General features: G+C 55.9%; 18 protein-coding genes. 9 read left to right on the top strand and 9 right to left on the bottom strand.

The window, feature by feature from the left end:
- Positions 1 to 86 precede the first annotated feature (86 nt).
- The gene (locus P0120_07370; GenBank protein ID MDF0674148.1) at positions 87 to 305 is read right to left on the bottom strand and encodes a hypothetical protein; all 219 of its coding nucleotides are present in this window, start codon (positions 303 to 305) and stop codon (positions 87 to 89) included.
- Between the two features lie 30 nt (positions 306 to 335).
- Positions 336 to 431 carry an AURKAIP1/COX24 domain-containing protein gene (locus tag P0120_07365; protein MDF0674147.1) on the bottom strand — a complete coding sequence of 32 codons (96 nt, stop codon included), beginning with the start codon at positions 429 to 431 and terminating at the stop codon, positions 336 to 338.
- 94 nt (positions 432 to 525) lie between these two features.
- Here P0120_07365 and P0120_07360 point away from each other — a divergent pair, with 94 nt between their 5' ends.
- Together P0120_07360 and nadB are read left to right on the top strand one after the other, a co-directional pair.
- Positions 526 to 1,041 carry a hypothetical protein gene (locus P0120_07360; protein ID MDF0674146.1) on the top strand — a complete coding sequence of 172 codons (516 nt, stop codon included), beginning with the start codon at positions 526 to 528 and terminating at the stop codon, positions 1,039 to 1,041.
- Positions 1,042 to 1,043: 2 nt separating this feature from the next.
- Positions 1,044 to 2,678, top strand: a complete 1,635-nt coding sequence (gene nadB, locus P0120_07355) for an L-aspartate oxidase (GenBank protein ID MDF0674145.1) — start codon at positions 1,044 to 1,046, stop codon at positions 2,676 to 2,678.
- Here the strand turns inward: nadB and P0120_07350 are convergent.
- The 3 genes from P0120_07350 to P0120_07340 form a co-directional block, all read right to left on the bottom strand.
- Positions 2,611 to 3,261, bottom strand: coding sequence for a transglycosylase SLT domain-containing protein (locus P0120_07350; GenBank protein MDF0674144.1), 651 nt, complete (start codon positions 3,259 to 3,261; stop codon positions 2,611 to 2,613). The two genes, nadB and P0120_07350, sit on opposite strands and share 68 nt — an antisense overlap.
- Before the next feature lie 146 nt (positions 3,262 to 3,407).
- Positions 3,408 to 4,250: an aminotransferase class IV gene (locus P0120_07345; protein MDF0674143.1), complete on the bottom strand. Its 843-nt coding sequence runs from the start codon at positions 4,248 to 4,250 to the stop codon at positions 3,408 to 3,410.
- A gap of 48 nt (positions 4,251 to 4,298) precedes the next feature.
- Positions 4,299 to 5,777, bottom strand: a complete 1,479-nt coding sequence (locus P0120_07340) for an anthranilate synthase component I family protein (protein MDF0674142.1) — start codon at positions 5,775 to 5,777, stop codon at positions 4,299 to 4,301.
- A 206-nt stretch (positions 5,778 to 5,983) separates the two neighbouring features.
- On the opposite strand from P0120_07340, the gene P0120_07335 reads away from it, so the two are divergent.
- The 4 genes from P0120_07335 to atpF all read left to right on the top strand — a co-directional run bounded on the left by P0120_07335 (position 5,984) and on the right by atpF (position 7,835).
- A complete protein-coding gene (locus P0120_07335) occupies positions 5,984 to 6,223 on the top strand; it encodes an AtpZ/AtpI family protein (GenBank protein ID MDF0674141.1) in 240 nt (79 codons plus the stop codon).
- Positions 6,224 to 6,231: 8 nt separating this feature from the next.
- Positions 6,232 to 6,984 (top strand): F0F1 ATP synthase subunit A, encoded by a 753-nt coding sequence (locus P0120_07330; GenBank protein ID MDF0674140.1) that lies wholly within the window; start codon positions 6,232 to 6,234, stop codon positions 6,982 to 6,984.
- 36 nt (positions 6,985 to 7,020) lie between these two features.
- Entirely contained in the window at positions 7,021 to 7,251 is a 231-nt protein-coding gene (atpE, locus tag P0120_07325) for an ATP synthase F0 subunit C (protein MDF0674139.1), read from the top strand.
- Between the two features lie 77 nt (positions 7,252 to 7,328).
- Positions 7,329 to 7,835, top strand: a complete 507-nt coding sequence (gene atpF / locus P0120_07320; GenBank protein ID MDF0674138.1) for a F0F1 ATP synthase subunit B — start codon at positions 7,329 to 7,331, stop codon at positions 7,833 to 7,835.
- 22 nt (positions 7,836 to 7,857) lie between these two features.
- Here atpF and larE read toward each other — a convergent pair whose 3' ends face one another.
- Genes larE through rlmN form a run of 4 tightly spaced genes read right to left on the bottom strand, consistent with a single transcriptional unit; the run spans position 7,858 to position 12,670 of the window.
- Positions 7,858 to 8,667 (bottom strand): ATP-dependent sacrificial sulfur transferase LarE, encoded by an 810-nt coding sequence (larE, locus tag P0120_07315; protein ID MDF0674137.1) that lies wholly within the window; start codon positions 8,665 to 8,667, stop codon positions 7,858 to 7,860.
- Positions 8,668 to 8,687: 20 nt separating this feature from the next.
- Positions 8,688 to 10,076, bottom strand: coding sequence for a pitrilysin family protein (locus tag P0120_07310; protein ID MDF0674136.1), 1,389 nt, complete (start codon positions 10,074 to 10,076; stop codon positions 8,688 to 8,690).
- Between the two features lie 4 nt (positions 10,077 to 10,080).
- Positions 10,081 to 11,481, bottom strand: a complete 1,401-nt coding sequence (locus P0120_07305) for a pitrilysin family protein (GenBank protein ID MDF0674135.1) — start codon at positions 11,479 to 11,481, stop codon at positions 10,081 to 10,083.
- Position 11,482: 1 nt separating this feature from the next.
- On the bottom strand, positions 11,483 to 12,670 hold the full coding sequence (gene rlmN, locus P0120_07300; protein ID MDF0674134.1) for a 23S rRNA (adenine(2503)-C(2))-methyltransferase RlmN: 1,188 nt from the start codon (positions 12,668 to 12,670) through the stop codon (positions 11,483 to 11,485).
- Positions 12,671 to 12,720: 50 nt separating this feature from the next.
- Between rlmN and P0120_07295 the strand changes: the two genes are divergently transcribed.
- The 3 genes from P0120_07295 (at position 12,721) to P0120_07285 (ending at position 15,633) form a co-directional block, all read left to right on the top strand.
- A complete protein-coding gene (locus P0120_07295) occupies positions 12,721 to 15,024 on the top strand; it encodes a transglycosylase SLT domain-containing protein (protein ID MDF0674133.1) in 2,304 nt (767 codons plus the stop codon).
- Positions 15,025 to 15,089: 65 nt separating this feature from the next.
- Positions 15,090 to 15,344: a hypothetical protein gene (locus tag P0120_07290; protein ID MDF0674132.1), complete on the top strand. Its 255-nt coding sequence runs from the start codon at positions 15,090 to 15,092 to the stop codon at positions 15,342 to 15,344.
- A complete protein-coding gene (locus P0120_07285) occupies positions 15,337 to 15,633 on the top strand; it encodes a cell division protein ZapA (GenBank protein ID MDF0674131.1) in 297 nt (98 codons plus the stop codon). The genes P0120_07290 and P0120_07285 overlap by 8 nt, the downstream gene beginning before the upstream one ends.
- Positions 15,634 to 16,009: the final 376 nt, after the last annotated feature.

Below are 16,009 nucleotides of genomic sequence, written 5' to 3'. Positions count from 1 at the left end.
GGTCAGGCGGTGTGATCGGACAGGAGATCGTGTTCCGTTTTACGGCTACGGTGAAACAAGACGCTGACGGGGGTGAGATGAATCGACTAGAGTTGAGCGATCGACTCGATCAGATTCTTATTGACCGCCACGAAGTCCGACCGGTCTTTATCGTTGATCACGACGTCGGTCAGACTGATGAAGAGACGTGCTTCTTCGTTGATCGCATCGGAGACGCGATTCCGCATCGGAGGCACCAGAAAGTCTCCCACATAGGTACAATTGACCGTTCGTACGCGGATGCGGACTTTCTTCCCCTCGGCCACGGTTCCCTCCTCCCGCCACGCCGGCTGAGCTTAGCTTTTGCGGCGAAGAAATTTCTGACGCTGGCGCAACTTCTTGTACTTGTGCTTCCGCATCTTCTTTCGTCGCTTTTTCAGGACGCTTGACATGTTCTATATCTCCTAAGGAGGGCCGAGTCTAAGTGCTTTCCGCCGAAAATGCAAGCTCACGGCGTTCTTTTGCCCTGTGCTATACTGCACTCCCATGTTCGTCCGAAAATGTGACCCTTCACCGTCTACATTCATCTTGTGGCTCATACTACTCCCTCTTGTGTTGGGCGGATGTCCATCGAAGACCGTCCAATACCCAGCGGAACATGAGCGCCTCCTCCGCATCGATCAAGCGTTGGAATCCTTACGGCGCGCCTATCAACAAAAGGATCGAGCCGGTTTTCAAGCCATGCTGTTGCCGCTGAATCAACTGGATGAACTGAAACGGCAGGTCGACATGGATTTCGAAACCTTTTCCACTATCACCCTGGAATTCAAGATTGAACGGGTGGTGATCGAGAAAGACGATATCGATGTCTTCATCCACTGGCAAGGGACGTGGAAAAGAGATGCCAGTGACATGGGTATCCGGCAACGAGGGTACGCACGATTACAATGGGCTGGTACGCACACGATTCTCTTGCGCAGCGCGCAGGGAGATTTGCCCTTCGGAATGAAGACGAAACAGATGTTGTCGGAACCTCTCTCGCCGCCGACTCAACCACAATAACGATGTCGCGGAGTACGTTGGGAGCAGATTTTCTCGTCATCGGCAGCGGAGTCGCCGGACTTCGCGCCGCCCTGGACCTCTGCCGAGTAGGGCGGGTGATCGTTCTCACCAAGGGACATCCCTTACAGAGCAATTCCATCTTTGCACAAGGCGGGGTGGCCGTGGCCTTGAGTGAGGAGGATGATGTCGCCATCCATTTGACGGATACTGTGAAGGCAGGACACGGCCTGTGTCGTCGTGAGGCCGTGCGGGTGTTGGTTGAGGAAGGACCGGATCGGATTCAAGAGCTCATCCGCTGGGGCGCGAAATTCGACAAAGCCGGTGGAAAGTTTGCTTTTGCACGCGAAGCGGCTCATAGCCGCAGCAGAATCCTCCGTGCGAGAGGCGATGCGACAGGAAACGAGATGGTGCGGGTATTGATGGCGCAGGCCGCGCGGCAAAAGCGGATCGTCCGGCTGGATTACCACTTCACCGTCGATCTTGTGGTTGAGGAAGGCCGCTGTTGCGGAGCGGTCGTGCTTGATGAACATTCAGAGGAACGCCTCATCATTCCTGCAAAAGCCGTGGTCCTGTCGACGGGGGGTGCGGGACAGATTTTTGCGCGTACCACAAATCCACCCAATGCGACCGGCGACGGCATGGCGATGGCATTTCGTGCAGGAGCGGAACTCCAGGACATGGAATTCGTCCAGTTTCACCCGACATCGCTGTACCTGCCGTCGAGTCCGCCTTTCTTGTTGTCGGAAGCCATGCGAGGCGAGGGCGGTCAGCTGCGCAACAATAGAGGAGAGCCGTTTATGCAGCGGTATCACCCGCTCGGCGTCTTGGCTCCGCGGGATATCGTCGCGCGGGCGATCTGGGCAGAAATGGCGGCCACGCGGGCGCGGCATGTCTACCTTGATGTGACTCACTTGGGATCGAGTTTTGTCAAACGACGATTTCCGACGATCTATGCGACCTGTCTACGTCATGATATCGATATCACGGAAGAATGGATCCCGGTCTCTCCGAGCGCCCATTACATGATGGGGGGAGTTGCGACCGATATCAATGGAGCCACGACATTGCCGGGTCTTTTTGCGGCGGGCGAGGTGGCTTGTAGCGGTGTGCACGGCGCCAACCGACTGGCCAGCAATTCATTGCTGGAGGGATTGGTATTCGGAATGCGGGCCGGCGTTGCCGCTGTAGGCTGGGCCTCTCGCAGTTCGATGCCCGATTTGACTCACCACGTGGAGCGCTTGAAGCGCGTTCGATTGGAACGATTGGAAGATGCCGAAAAGGTACGGAGCTCCCTTCGACGGACCATGTGGGGGCAAGTGGGGCTCGTCCGTTCTCGGGAATCGCTCGTTCGCGCCACGGCCCAGCTTGCCCGCTGGGAACGGATGGTATCCAGGTCCTTTGCGGGGAGAGCCGACCTGGAGGTCAAGAACATGGTTCAAGTGGCCCATTGCGTGGCGGAAGCTGCGCTCTGGAGAGAAAACAGTGTCGGCGCCCATTACCGGTCCGATTTCCCAGGATCCAAACGGCCGGGCTGGAAACAGCATAGTCAAGCGTATTCGGGGGTCCGAGCTACTGGCCGGACTGAATCGAGGATACAGGGGCGGGTCGTGGTATTGCGTGCTCCGAAGACGGGATGACGTGCCCGGTCGCGGCAAGGTCACGGGCGAGGAAGAGCCGATAATACCGCAAGACCTTGCGGACGTATTGGCGGGTTTCGTCGATCGGCGGAAGAGTTCGGTAACGATCGACGACATGCTCGCCAGCGTTATAGGCGGCGAGCGCGAGCGGAAGGTTGCCGCGAAATCGGTCGAGCAATTGGCGTAGGTATTTCGTCCCTCCTCCGATATTGTCTTCTGGATCGTAGAGGTCCCGGACATCCAGCCTCACGGCCGTTTGCGGCATCAATTGCATCAATCCGACGGCTCCAGCTCGTGATACCGCGCGAGGGTCGAAATCCGATTCGGCCTTAATGATGGCGCGGATAAGGGCAGGGTGCAGTTGATGCTGCCGTGAGAATCGACTAATCATCGGCTTCAACTCTTCTTCCGAAAGAACAGGATGCAGACGATTCGGGTGGAGGTCGATCCGGTGGTATCGGGCATCAGAGGGAACGTTGGTGAGCGATATCGTTCCTTTGGCATCGACATATTGATAAAGCTCTGCCTGACTATCACTTGGAACAGTTAACAGGACGCCGCTCAATGCGGCGAGGACGGCCATGCCAGGCCGGCTGATTGAGGAGCGATGTGTTTTATTCGGATTCAGCATGGTCAAACGATAGCAGTCTGTCACTGTCTGTCAAGGAAAGGCAGGTCCGGTGCCTTGGAGATCTGAAGAATTCCGAGAAAAAACGGGAAGATGAGGTTTTATCGACGGGGAGGACCGTCCGAGAATCGGCCTCGCACCGCCACGAACTGTTTTCTTAGCCTCTGGGTGAGCGGACCCGGTTTCCCGCCGCCGACAGGCCTACGGTCGACGGAAGTCACGGGCATGATTTCCATGCTGGTGTTGGTCAGAAAGCATTCATCGGCCCGGTACAACTGGTCGACGGTATAGCGACCTTCTTCGACGTGGATGTTGAGTTCCTCGGCCATCCGAAGCACGACCATTCGAGTGATGCCGTCGAGTAAGCCGCATTCCAGAGCAGGCGTTTTCAGCTTGCCGTCCATCACAAGAAACACATTGCTGACGGTGCATTCGGTCAGATGCTGTTCCCAATTGAGTAGGATGCTGTCGAGTGCGCCTGCTGCGATCGCTTCGCGTTTGGCTTGTATATTGTTCAGGAAGTTCGTGGTCTTGATCTGTGGCGACAAGGCACTCGGCAGATTTCGCTTCGTGGAAGCAACGATCACGTCGACGCCCGCTTCATAGAGCTGAGGCGACGGAGGCACGAGCGGCTTGGCCATCACGACGACGGTCGGCGATGAACAGAGTGCCGGGTCCAGTCCGATGTCTCCGGCTCCTCGGGTAACCGTGATCCTCAGATAGGCGTCCTGCCGATCAGTCCCGACCTCGTTGCGGGCCATGGCTTCATGCAGAATGCCTGGCCAATTTTCCAGTGGAATCGGGATCGTCAGACCGATCGTCTCGGCGGACCGGAGCAATCGAGACAGATGTTCATCCAGCATGAAGATGTGGGAGCCGTACGAACGAATCGTTTCATAGACCCCATCGCCGTAGAGAAATCCATGGTCGAAGACGGAGACCACGGCCTCCTCGTCTGTGACGAACTTGTTATTCAGGTATATCCACATCGGCTATAACAAGGCGCTGAAGAAAGCCTGGGCCTTATGGATCGTTTCCTCATATTCGCGCGTCGGTTCCGAATCTGCCACAATTCCCGCCCCGACTTGGAGGTAGCCCACGGCATGCCTCATAACCAGCGTGCGTATCAGGATATTGAAGTCGAGATCTCCGCTCCAGCTGACATAACCCATCGAGCCGGTGTACGGGCCTCGCCGCACGGGCTCCAACTTCTCGATGATCTCCATGCAGCGGATCTTTGGAACGCCGGTAACCGTTCCGCCCGGGAACATGGCTTTCAGCAGGTCGAAACCCGTCGCATGATCCCTGAGGGTGCCGGCCACATGCGAGACCAGGTGGTTGACATGAGAATATTGCTCGACCGTCATCAATTCATTCACATGGACGGTTCCGAAACGACAGACTCGACCGAGGTCGTTCCGCTCAAGATCGACCAACATGACATGTTCCGCACGCTCCTTTTCGTTCGCAAGTAATTCCTCGATCAGCCGTCGATCGTCGTAGACGGTTCTCCCGCGGGGTCTGGTGCCCGCGATCGGCCTCGTATCGGCTCGACGTCCTTCCAGCCGAACGAGCCGTTCAGGTGAGGAACTGATGAGACGAACTGCATCCAACCGTAGTAATCCTGAGAAGGGTGAAGGGTTCAATGTGCGCAACCGACCATAGACAGCCAGATCGGCTTCTAGGTCCTCAAGAGAGGAGAATGCTTCACCGGTCACATTGAAACGGTGGGAGAGGTTCACCTGATAGACATCACCGGCTGCGATGTATTCCTGGCAACGGCTTACGTTCTGACTATAGGCCGCCTGCTCCTGCTCCGGTGTAAACGTGAGGCGACCGAGATTGCGCCAGTTCGCATCGGCCCTGTCGGGCCTGGTCAATCGGGCTTCGAATTCTGCCAGGCGATCCCTCCCCTCGCGAAACAGCTTTTCCCGGGGCTCACCCAAAAATCGTTCGAGCGGTGGACAGAACATGAGCACCAGACGGTTCAACTCATGGTCGATTGCCGCAATCAGATCGAAAAACGCGAACTCCAGATCAGGACCGACAAGGTCATCGAGAGCCAAGGACGGCAGCCTCTCGAATTGGCGCGCGAGATCATAGCTCAAGTAGCCGATCACACCGCCGAAAAATGGCGGGACATCGGGAGGACGGGCGATCCGCTGACGGTTCAGGAGGTGGGCCAATTCTTGAAACGGAGATGCGTGTGAGTCTATGCGGCCTTGAATCGATCGGCGCACAAACGTATGCCCTTTCCCGTGCAATGTTTGATAGGGATCGACGCCGAAGTACGAATACCGTCCCATGGCGCCCTCACCGTTACCGCTCTCAAAGAGAAACGAGGGGTGTCGAGCTGAGGCGATCTTCGCGTACAATTTAAACGGACTTGCCGAGGGAGAGGGGCCGGTCAGGATGAGAGGTGAAGGAGAACCGTGCAAAAATGGAATCGACGAGGGTAAGGTTCTCGGCATAGTAGGCTCGTTTCCAACACGAAAGAGAGATCACCGCCTATGCAGGAAGCCACTGCCGTGGAGCCGTGGGGCTTCACTATACCGCAGCGATTTCTGCGCGCATAGGCCTCCAACGGCTTGACATTCAAAGCACGGGTTTGCTTAAATTGCGCACCCCATGAGGGGTAGAGTTCTGCTCACGTGCTCTCGCCGTCCGTGGGTTTGGGATGCCCCCTCAACAAGATCCCTTATACGCGGGGCTCGGTCAGGCCGTTCGAATCGGAACGGAACTGCTGGCTGCGTTGATCGTCGGAGGTGGGCTTGGGTGGGTCGTCGATACGTATCTCTTAGGGACAACCCCGTGGGGGCTCGTCATTGGGTTGGTTTTCGGTGCGGCAGCCGGAATGAGGAACGCCTATCGATCCGCACAGCGATGGCAAGGCCCGTCGAACAACGCACATAAGTAGGAATAGTCATGGAAGAAAGTCCGCTTCATCAATTCGAACTTCATCACTGGATTCCACTCTCGATCGGCGGTGTGGACATTTCCATCAATAAAGCTGTGATCTTTATGTGGATTGTCATCGCCGTAGCGGCGGTCCTCATGATCATGGCAGGATCGTCTCGCAAACTGGTGCCCGGCAAGTTGCAGAGCCTGGCGGAGATGATGGTGGAGTTCATTCGGAACATGATCCTGGATACGATGGGGAAGGATGGGATGCGATTTTTCCCGTTTGTCGCCACGCTCTTCTTATTTATTCTTTTTTCCAATTATATCGGGTTGATTCCCGGCACCTATACGGTGACGAGCCAAATTGTTGTGACCTCCGTCTTCTCCTGCATTGTGTACGGGTTGAGTTTGGTTTTAGGATTCTGGTTGCATGGTGCAAAGTTTCTAGGGATCCTTATCCCGCCTGGAACTCCTGGATGGCTGGTGCCGTTGATGATCCCGATCGAGATCATCAGTCAGTTGGCGCGGCCTGTTTCACTGGCTGTTCGGCTCTTTGCGAATATGACGGCGGGCCATGTGATGCTCGCGGTTCTATTCAGCCTCACGATCAGCGGCGGATTGTTGATCGGGTGGTTGCCCTTAGCGATTTCGCTTCTCGTGTATGGGTTGGAATTCGTTCTCATCGCAGGCATTCAAGCCTATATTTTTACCATCTTGACCTGTGTCTACTTGGGGGACGCGTTTCATTTGCATGGCCATGATGAGCACGCGCATTAGCGCGTGCCTGTTTAGACAAGAGAGGAGTAGGACATAATGGATTCAGCAGCAGCAGGGTTGATCGGTATGGGATGTGCCGCGGCAGGGTTTGCCGGGGCCGGTGTGGGGATCGGCTACATCTTCGGGAAGATGATTGAAGTGGTGGCGCGCCAGCCTGAAGCAGAAGCTCGCGTCACGAAGTATATGTGGATCGGGTTCGCGCTGGTAGAAGCCATTGCGCTGTATGGCCTGGTCATCGCCTTCATCATCATGGGCTTCCGCAAATAACAGTGCTGAGCGGTGAGTGCTGAGAGAGGCACTCGGTGCTCAGGACTCAGTACACAGAACTTAACTTAGGTCAAATCATGCCACAGTTTGAATCTGACTTTTTTTCTTCGTTGATTTTCTGGGAGATCGTTTCATTTGGGATTCTCTTGTTCCTGCTCTATAAGTATGCATTTCCCGGCATCTTGAGTGTTTTGGAAGAGCGAGAAAAGAAGATTAAAGACAGCCTCGATCAGGCTGAGCAGCACCGGTTCGAGGCCGAGCGACGGCTCAGAGAATATGAGGCCAAGCTTCACGCGGCGGGGAAGGAAGCTGAGGCTATTCTCGCCGCGGCAAAGGAACGTGCTCAACGGTTGCTCGATGAAAACGAACAACGGTTGACCGCGGAGGCGGAACGTATCAAGGGCGATGCGACGCGCGAGATCGAGCAAGAGCGTCGTAAAGCGCTACAAGATATTCGAACCCAGACGACTGAACTTGCGCTTATGGTGGCGGAAAAAGTGGTTCAGCGGAGTCTGACGGAGGCTGATCAGAAAAAGTTTGCAGACGAGGCGCTCGAAGCTCTTTCGAAGTCACAGCCACGCTGAGGTGCCGTGAGCTGCGGTGGAGTCAGCTCAGGGTGACTCCACCCGGCCGATATCCTTCCAAATCAACCGTCACGAATTTAAACCCCAGCGCTTTCAGTCTTGAGCTGATCTCTACACACCGATCTGCTTTCATGAGCCGAGGAAGTTCGTCCTGTGCCAATTCAATCCGGGCAATCTCACCGTGATTTCGCACCCGAAAATGACGGAATCCCTCATGATGCAGGATAGCCTCGGCTTTTTCAACACGGTGTAAGTTTTCCAGCGTGATCATGTTCCCACGTGGAATCCGTGACGAGAGACAAGCCGCAGCCGGCTTATCCCAATTCGAAAGTCCCAGATCCTTGGCAAGGATACGGATGTCGGCCTTCGATAGTTGGGCCTCCACGAGCGGGCTGCGTACACCCCATTCCCGCGCGGCTTTGATGCCGGGGCGATCCTCTCCCAGGTCGTCCAGATTGGTTCCGTCCACGACGTACGCGACAGCCTTTGATTGCCGCACATTTCCAAGAAGTTGGTACAGGTCGGTCTTACAGTGAAAACAACGATTCGCGTCATTCCTCACAAAGTCATCAATGGCCAGCTGATCCGTCTGAACGGTTTCATGGCGGGCGCCGATCTCCTGAGCGACCAGTTCGGCAGCTTCCAACTCAAGAGATGGAAACGTCGGTGAGACGGCCGTGATGCCGACCGCCTGCTCGTGGAGTTGGTCGTGCGCGACTTTAAGCACGAACGTGCTGTCGATTCCGCCGGAATAGGCCACCACGACCGAGCCCATCTCCGTCAGGAGCGTTCGGAGACGATCGAGCTTCTGTTGGAGAAGGGACGGTTGCATAAGGTGCGCTGTCTGCGAGTCTAGTGGCGAACTTTTGCCTTCGCGATATTACCGACCACGACGAGCGCGTAGTGTTGAGGATCCAGGTACTGTTTCGCCACGCGCTGCACATCCTCTTTAGTTACTCGTTCGATCCATTTTGGGTACTGACTAAAATAGTCGAACCCCAGTCCAAAAAACTCCACTTGGGCCAGGACTTTCGCCAGCTTCGCCGTGGAATCCAGTCGTAAGGGGAAGCTGCCCATCAGAAATGCTTTGGCATCCGCCAACTCCTGATCGCTGACCGGGGCCTCTCGGATCGTTCTCATCTCAGCCAAAACGCCGTTGATGGCCTGGTTAGTGGTTTCGGTACGGGTCTGGAGGTTGATCCAGAAAGAGCCCGGCATCAATCGGGCATCGTAATGACTGGTAATGCCATAGGCAAGCCCCTGCTTGTCTCGAATGGTATCCATGAGTCGGGACGAGAACCCTCCGGCCCCTAACACATGATTCATGACGGTGACGGCATAAAAGTCCGGGTTGGTCCGACTGATTCCAGGGTGACCTATCACAATAGTCGATTGGGTGAGATCCTTTTCGATGAGCTGCACGACTTTCTTGTCGATAACAGAGGGCTTCTTGACCGTTCTGGGTGGCACCATCCCTTTCTTCCAGGACCCGAAATGTGCCTGAACGAGCGTCGTCGCTTGTTCTACCGTGACGTCACCGACGATGGTGAGGATGACCTGATTGGGAAGATACTCTTTGGCGTAGAAGGTCTGCACATCCGCCAAGGTGATCTTGCCCAACGTGTCCTCCGTCCCGTTCACCGGCCAACGATAGGGATGATTCTGAAAGACCAACTGATTGAAGGCCTTCATGGCGACATGGCCAGGATCGTCATTATCACTGGTGATTTCTCCAAGGATCTGCACTCGGACTCGTTCGAACTCTTGTTTGGGGAAAGCGGGGCGCTGAAGAATATCGGCGAGGAGAGTGAACCCGAGGTCGATGTCTTTCTTCAGTATGCGCGCCGACGCAGTCGTGAAATCTTCGTCCGCCTGGACTCCCAACGAACCTCCGACAAAGTCGATCTGTTCGGCCAGCTGTTTGGAGGATCTGCTTGTGGTGCCTTCATCGAGGAGGCCGGCGACTAAATTCGCCACACCGGCCTTTTCCGGAGGATCCTGCGCTGAGCCGACCTTGATGAGGGCATGGATTTCAATGATGGGGAGGAAATGTTGTTCCAGCACGAGAACGGTCATCCCATTCGGGGTGGTGAATCTTGCGGGCAAAATGTCAGCGGCATCGGCCGGCCTCACGACGCACAGCCCGCACAGGACCAGCCCCACCATGCCGGTTACCGACCACCGGCGAACGGATCGAGGCGCGGGAGAATGGCGTCCTTGGTCTCTCGGCTCGGTGACCATGATGCTATGACTTCCCGTCATGCCCGGCCGTGGGTGCCGAATCCGGGGAGGGAGAGGGCAAAGGAAGGAGGATTCCGACGGTCCGATTGTCCGAGGTGAGATATTGCTTCGCAACGCGCTGGATATCCTTCGTCGTAACCGCACGGATGCGTTCCACGAATTGATCGATGCGCCGCCAGCCGGCGCCGACGGATTCCGCCTGCCCCATCAACATGGCATGGCGAAAATTCGAATCTTGCTCGAAGACCCGCGCCGCCTCCACCTGGTTCTTAGCCCGCTGAAGCTCAAGCTCGGACGGCGGCTCATTCTGGAGCCGCACGATCTCTCGCTGGATGGCTTCTTCGACCCCTTCGACCTTCGCACTGGGATTCACCAATGAGTAGAAATAAAACAGACCGGGATCTGTCTGCAACAGGCTATACTCGGCGCCGACGGCTAACGAATTCTTCTGGTCATAGACCAAACTCTGGTAGAGACGGGAGCTTTTTCCATGAGACAGGATCGATTCGAGGATGTCGAGCGCATACGAGTCCTCGTTGGAATAGTTGGGTACGCGAAACCCCATCATGACAAACGGTACCTGCGCTTCGCGCTTCAGGAGAAAACGGCGTTCGCCTCGCTGTTCCGGTTCCGGCGGCAGGGCTTGCTTGGGTGAGGGACCTCTGGGGATCGGCTCAAACAGGCGTTTGATCGTCGGAAGGAGAGCCTCGGCCTTGATATCACCCACGATCACTAGTGTCGCGTTGTTGGGAGAGTAAAAGGTGTCGTAGTGGCGTTGCAAGTCTTCGAGGGACATCGCATCGAGATCGGCGAACCATCCGATGACGGGCCAATGGTAGGGATGGCTGAAGAAGGCCTGGGCAAACAGCGCTTCAACCAGTGCACCCTGCGGGTCATCCTCGGATCTGAGACGACGTTCTTCTTTCACGACGTCGCGCTCGGTCTGAAATTCGTTGTGATCGAGAATCAGGCCCTGCATCCGATCGGCTTCCAGTTCGAGAACCAATCCGACACGATCTGCCGCCACATTCTCAAAATAGGCGGTAAAGTCTTGTCCGGTAAATGCGTTGTCGATTCCGCCGTTCTTTCTGACGATTCGTGAAAACGAGCCTTTCGGATATCGTGCCGTGCCCTTGAACATCATGTGCTCGAGCATGTGTGAAAGTCCGGCGCGTCCCATGACCTCGTTTCGCGAACCGACTTTGTACCACACCTGCACCGTGGCTACCGGAGCCTTGGGAACCTCGACCAGCAGCACTTTCATGCCGTTTGAGAGGACGTATTCGCTCGGCTCTGCTCCCAGCAAGACCGAGACGGAGCCAACGACGAGAAGCGTCGTCAAGATGTGGATGTGCCAATGATACCGAATAGTCCGCATGATCATGATGAAGGTCGAACTCATCATGCTAGCAACGAGTTTCGATAGGTGTCAAGGTAAGGGAAGGTCGGTTGCTGGAAAGTTCTCCAAGTTGTCCGCAGGCGCCGAGAACGTCCCGTCCTCGGCTCTTTCGAACAAACGCATCGAGGTCGGCGTCGCGGAGGATGGATTGAAACCGAAGAATCGCCTGTTCGGACGGGCGATGAAAAGGGCTGCCCGGAAATTCATTGAACGGAATCAAATTGACCTTGCATCGCATGCCTCTCACCAGTTGCACCAGTCGGCGTGCATCAGCCGTATGATCGTTTATACCGGCGAGCAAAACATATTCGAAGGTCAGCTGTTGGTGAGAGGCGAGCGGATAGCGGCGACAGGCTGCCAGGAGTGATCTCAATGAAGCGATTTCGCTGGCGGCGGGCATCAGCGCCCGACGCTGTTCTTCGGTGGTGGCATTGAGCGAGATGGCGAGGTTCACGCCGAGCGTTGCGACGTCCGTAAGGCGGGACGCCAACCCCGCCGTCGACACCGTCACGCGTCTACGCGACCACCCAAGACCCCAGGCTTTGCTGGTCAAGGCGGTCACGGCGGCCTTGAGACCGTCCAAATTGGCCAGCGGTTCTCCCATCCCCATGAACACCAGGTTCGTAATGTGTTCATCGGACCTCAGCAAATCTTGCGCAGTGAGGATCTGATCGATGATTTCGTGAAGCTTGAGGTTGCGTTTAAGCCCCATTCGCCCTGTCAGGCAGAAACCGCAATCCAACATGCAACCGACCTGAGTTGACACACAGAGCGTCAGCCGCTCCTCATCCGGGATCAGCACGGCTTCGATCGACATGCCGTCGTTGAGGGTCACCAGCAATTTGCGTGTTCCGTCCCGGGACGTCAGGACCTTGACATGGGACGAACGTCCGATCGTGGCCAATTGAGACAGCCTCATGCGATCGTGCATAGGGAGATCGGTCATATCGGTGATGGTTCGTAAGCGTCGTTGATAGATCCAGCGCAAAATTTGCTTTGCGCGATAGTCCGGCCAGCGCTGCGCACGGACAAACTTCACCATCTGTGGTTCGGTGAGACTCAGGAGCGTTGTCGCGGTAGCGGGAGGGGTCATTGACAAGCCCGCAGTATCATAGTTCAAACTCTGGAGCCTATCATAGCTGAAGTCATACCGCATATGGCCATACCCATCATCGGGTCCTGAAACTTCTTCCATTGCGGGCCGCTCCGTATATAATGAACACGGGCGGGCGTCGGCAGGCTGTCATGAAAACCTGTAACAAGCGTCGTTCCATCGGTGGTTGCGCGCGGGCGGTTGCGTCCGGCCTGGTGCTCGTGCTCGGGTGTTTTCTTTCCAGCGACGGATATACGGCGCAAGTTGAGACGTCCGAACAATCGACGGCCAATGGCTGTACGACTGCGGAGGATTGTTTCGCGGCGGCGGCCTGGCCGAAGGAGCGCTTGGGTCACGCTTTGACGAAAGATCAAGTGGTGGCGCTCAAGCTGGAACGTCTCCGAAAGGTCATGGAGGGATTTCCCGCCACGCAGTGGGCCAAACGTGCCGGGCTGCTGTCCGGGGTGATCTTGATCGATCGAAATCCCGCAGGCGCTCTGCCATACCTTCGGGCAGCCCAGCGGGACTTTCTCGTACTCGATGATTATATTCGCTCCTGGATCGGAGAGGCTTTGCTGCGCTTAGGGGATGCCAAGGAGGCGGCCGGCATGTTTGAAGGAGTGTCGCAAGCGGTCCCCGATTCCAATCTTCTCAATCAGGTGGCGCTCCGTGCCGGAGAAGCGTGGTATCAGGCGTCCAGCTGTCCCGAGGCGGTGTCCTGGTTGGTCAAAGCCGTCAATGTCAATGATAAGGACGTGCAGATCTCTCAGGCTTGGTTGCGGTTGGCGTCTTGTTATCTTCGAGAGAATCAATTGCCGGAAGGACGAGAGACGCTGAAGCAGCTTTGGACGAAGTTTCCGCAGACAAAGGAAGCCAAGGAAGCCGAGACTCTGCTCAGGAGCAATATCGGTGGTGTGCTGTGGACTGTGGTGCCCGACATGCATTATGAGCGTGCCCAGGCTTTCTTAGGGCAATCGCTCCACGCGGAGGCAATCGAGGAGTTGAAAAAGTTCTTGACGCAAGACCCGTCTTCTCCGCACCGCGGGGATGCCAAACTCAAACTAGGAATCGCCCAAGTCCGGTTGAAGCTGTACGATCAGGCTCGCGAAACCTTTCATGCCCTGACTGCTGAACAAGGACCTCGGGCGGATGAAGCGACTGTATGGCTCGCGAGGGTCTATCTCAGACAGGGACTCGGGGAAAAGTTATTGGATCTCTGCCGAACGCTCTCGAAACGAACGATGACTCCGGAACAGAAAGGGCAGATCAATGCATTTGTCGGGACCTGGTTGGAAGATGAGGCGCGGTTCGATGAAGCGATCGCAAGGTATCGACAGGTGTCCAAGTTCGGAGAGCCGGCTTCTCAACGAGCGGAAGCATATTGGCGGGAAGGGTGGGTGCTTTACCGAACGGCTCGTTATCGGGAGGCAATCACCGTGTGGCAGCAGATCGTCGATCAGAAGGACAGCGACTTTGAACCCCAGGCGCTCTACTGGATTGCCCGTTCCTACGGCCAAGTTGAGGATGTGAAGTCAAAAGAGGCGTTTGTACTGCTCTGTCAGCGCTTTCCCTACACCTACTACTGTCAGTTGGCGCGCGAACACACAGACCTATCGGTTTCCGGGCAGACGAAACGGGAAGGTCCCGTCATCGCTGCCTCGTCCGCTCAACCTGCTCCCGAGGTACCTCCGACATCGGTTCAGGACGATCAGACAAGTCGTCGCATGCAGATCGAGCTACAGCCGGCGTACCGACGGGCGGTGGAACTCAAGACACTCGGTCTGGATCACGATGCCGCCAGAGAGCTCGGCGCGTTGACAGATCGGTATAGTCGCGATCCCGAGGTGTTGGCGGCGTTATCGATGATGCTGAACGAGGTCGGTGCCTATCATCATGCCCTGCGCCTGGTGCGATCCCGATTCCGTGAGAAGTTGGAGCGAACCGGTGGAACGGTCGCAGATGGACTTTGGAATGTGGCCTATCCAACCGGATTGATTCCCACGATTAGAATGTCGGGAGCCGACGGGGTTGATCCGTTTCTTGTTGCAGCGATCATTCGGGAAGAAAGTCAATATGATTGGAGGGCCGTCTCGCGTGTCGGGGCAATCGGATTGATGCAGGTGATGCCCGCCACCGCCAACGCCGTGGCTCAACAGCACCGACTTCCGAGCCTATCCCGGGAAGATTTGTTCGATCAAGAGATCAATATCCGGATCGGGACTCGGTATGTAGCGCAACTGTTTACGCAGTTTGCCGGGAATGTGGTGCAGACGATCGCGGCGTACAATGCCGGTCCGATCGTCGTGGGAACCTGGACGGCGACCTATCGGGGGCTGAGTGAAGATGAATTCGTCGAGTTGATCCAGTATCAGGAGACTAGGCAATACGTCAAACGTGTACTGCGTAGCTACAAAGAATACCTGCGTCTGGCGGGGGCTCCCAAGGCCTTTTCTTGACAAGATCTTGTGAAGTTTTTATAGTGCGCCACAATCCGTAGGGGCAATACGAAGAGGGGTTGATTATGGCGTTGGATCGACTTGATGCACTGGAAACCCGAATTCGTGACTTGGTGAAGCTCGTTCAAGAGCTCAAACGAGGGAATGCGCTCTTGGAGGAGGAGCTCAAGGCAGCTCGCCAGCGGTTGGCTGCACAGGATGATATGAACCGCCAATGGGAAAAGGAACGGATGGACATCAAGGCGCGAATCGAGAAAGTCATGAATGAGATGGAGCTGCTGGAATGTGTAGAAGACTCTAAGGAGGTGGCCATTGACTAAGACCATTGATGTAGAAATTTATGGCCAACGATATGCGATCACAGGAGATGGCGATGATGCCTATATCCGACAGCTGGCCCATTTCGTCGACGATCATATGAAACATCTGGCGGAAGGGATGAAGACGACGACTCCATCGAAGTTGGCGGTGCTGACGGCGATCAATCTTGCCCATCAGCTGTTTGAGTCTGAGAAAAAGAGGGTCCAAGGGGAGGCCGATGTCGAACGGCGGATGGTCACGTTGATGCAATCTATCGATGAGCAGATGCCGACCTCGCTCTTTCGATAAGATGACTCACCTTGCTTTCAAAGAGTCCCTTTGTTATCATGTAGATATGTGAGTGTGGCGATGGGTTGGAAAGGATAAACTCATAAGATCGTTGACGTGTTGGAAACGAAACAATGTGAGAACAAGAGAGAACGGTTGGCTCATGGGGTACGAAGAGTTGGTTCGGTGGATACTCATAGTGCGGGTCGTGCTCAGTCAAGGGATTCTATGTGTCAGGCGACGACCTGGTGCGTCGTGTGAGGATGTCCGGCAACTGCCATCCGGACGTAATGAGTATTTACCACCCATACCTGTTTCGATAACCGATCCCCTCCAGCGACTGGCAGGTGGAAACCGACAGTCGTGGAGAGCAGCGTACCCTGACGATCTCTTGTGT

Origin of the sequence: Nitrospira sp. (assembly GCA_029194675.1) — a bacterium.
GTDB lineage: Bacteria > Nitrospirota > Nitrospiria > Nitrospirales > Nitrospiraceae > Nitrospira_D.
The sequence above is the reverse complement of the archived record's forward strand: the minus strand, read 5'-3'. Positions and strand labels throughout refer to the sequence as shown.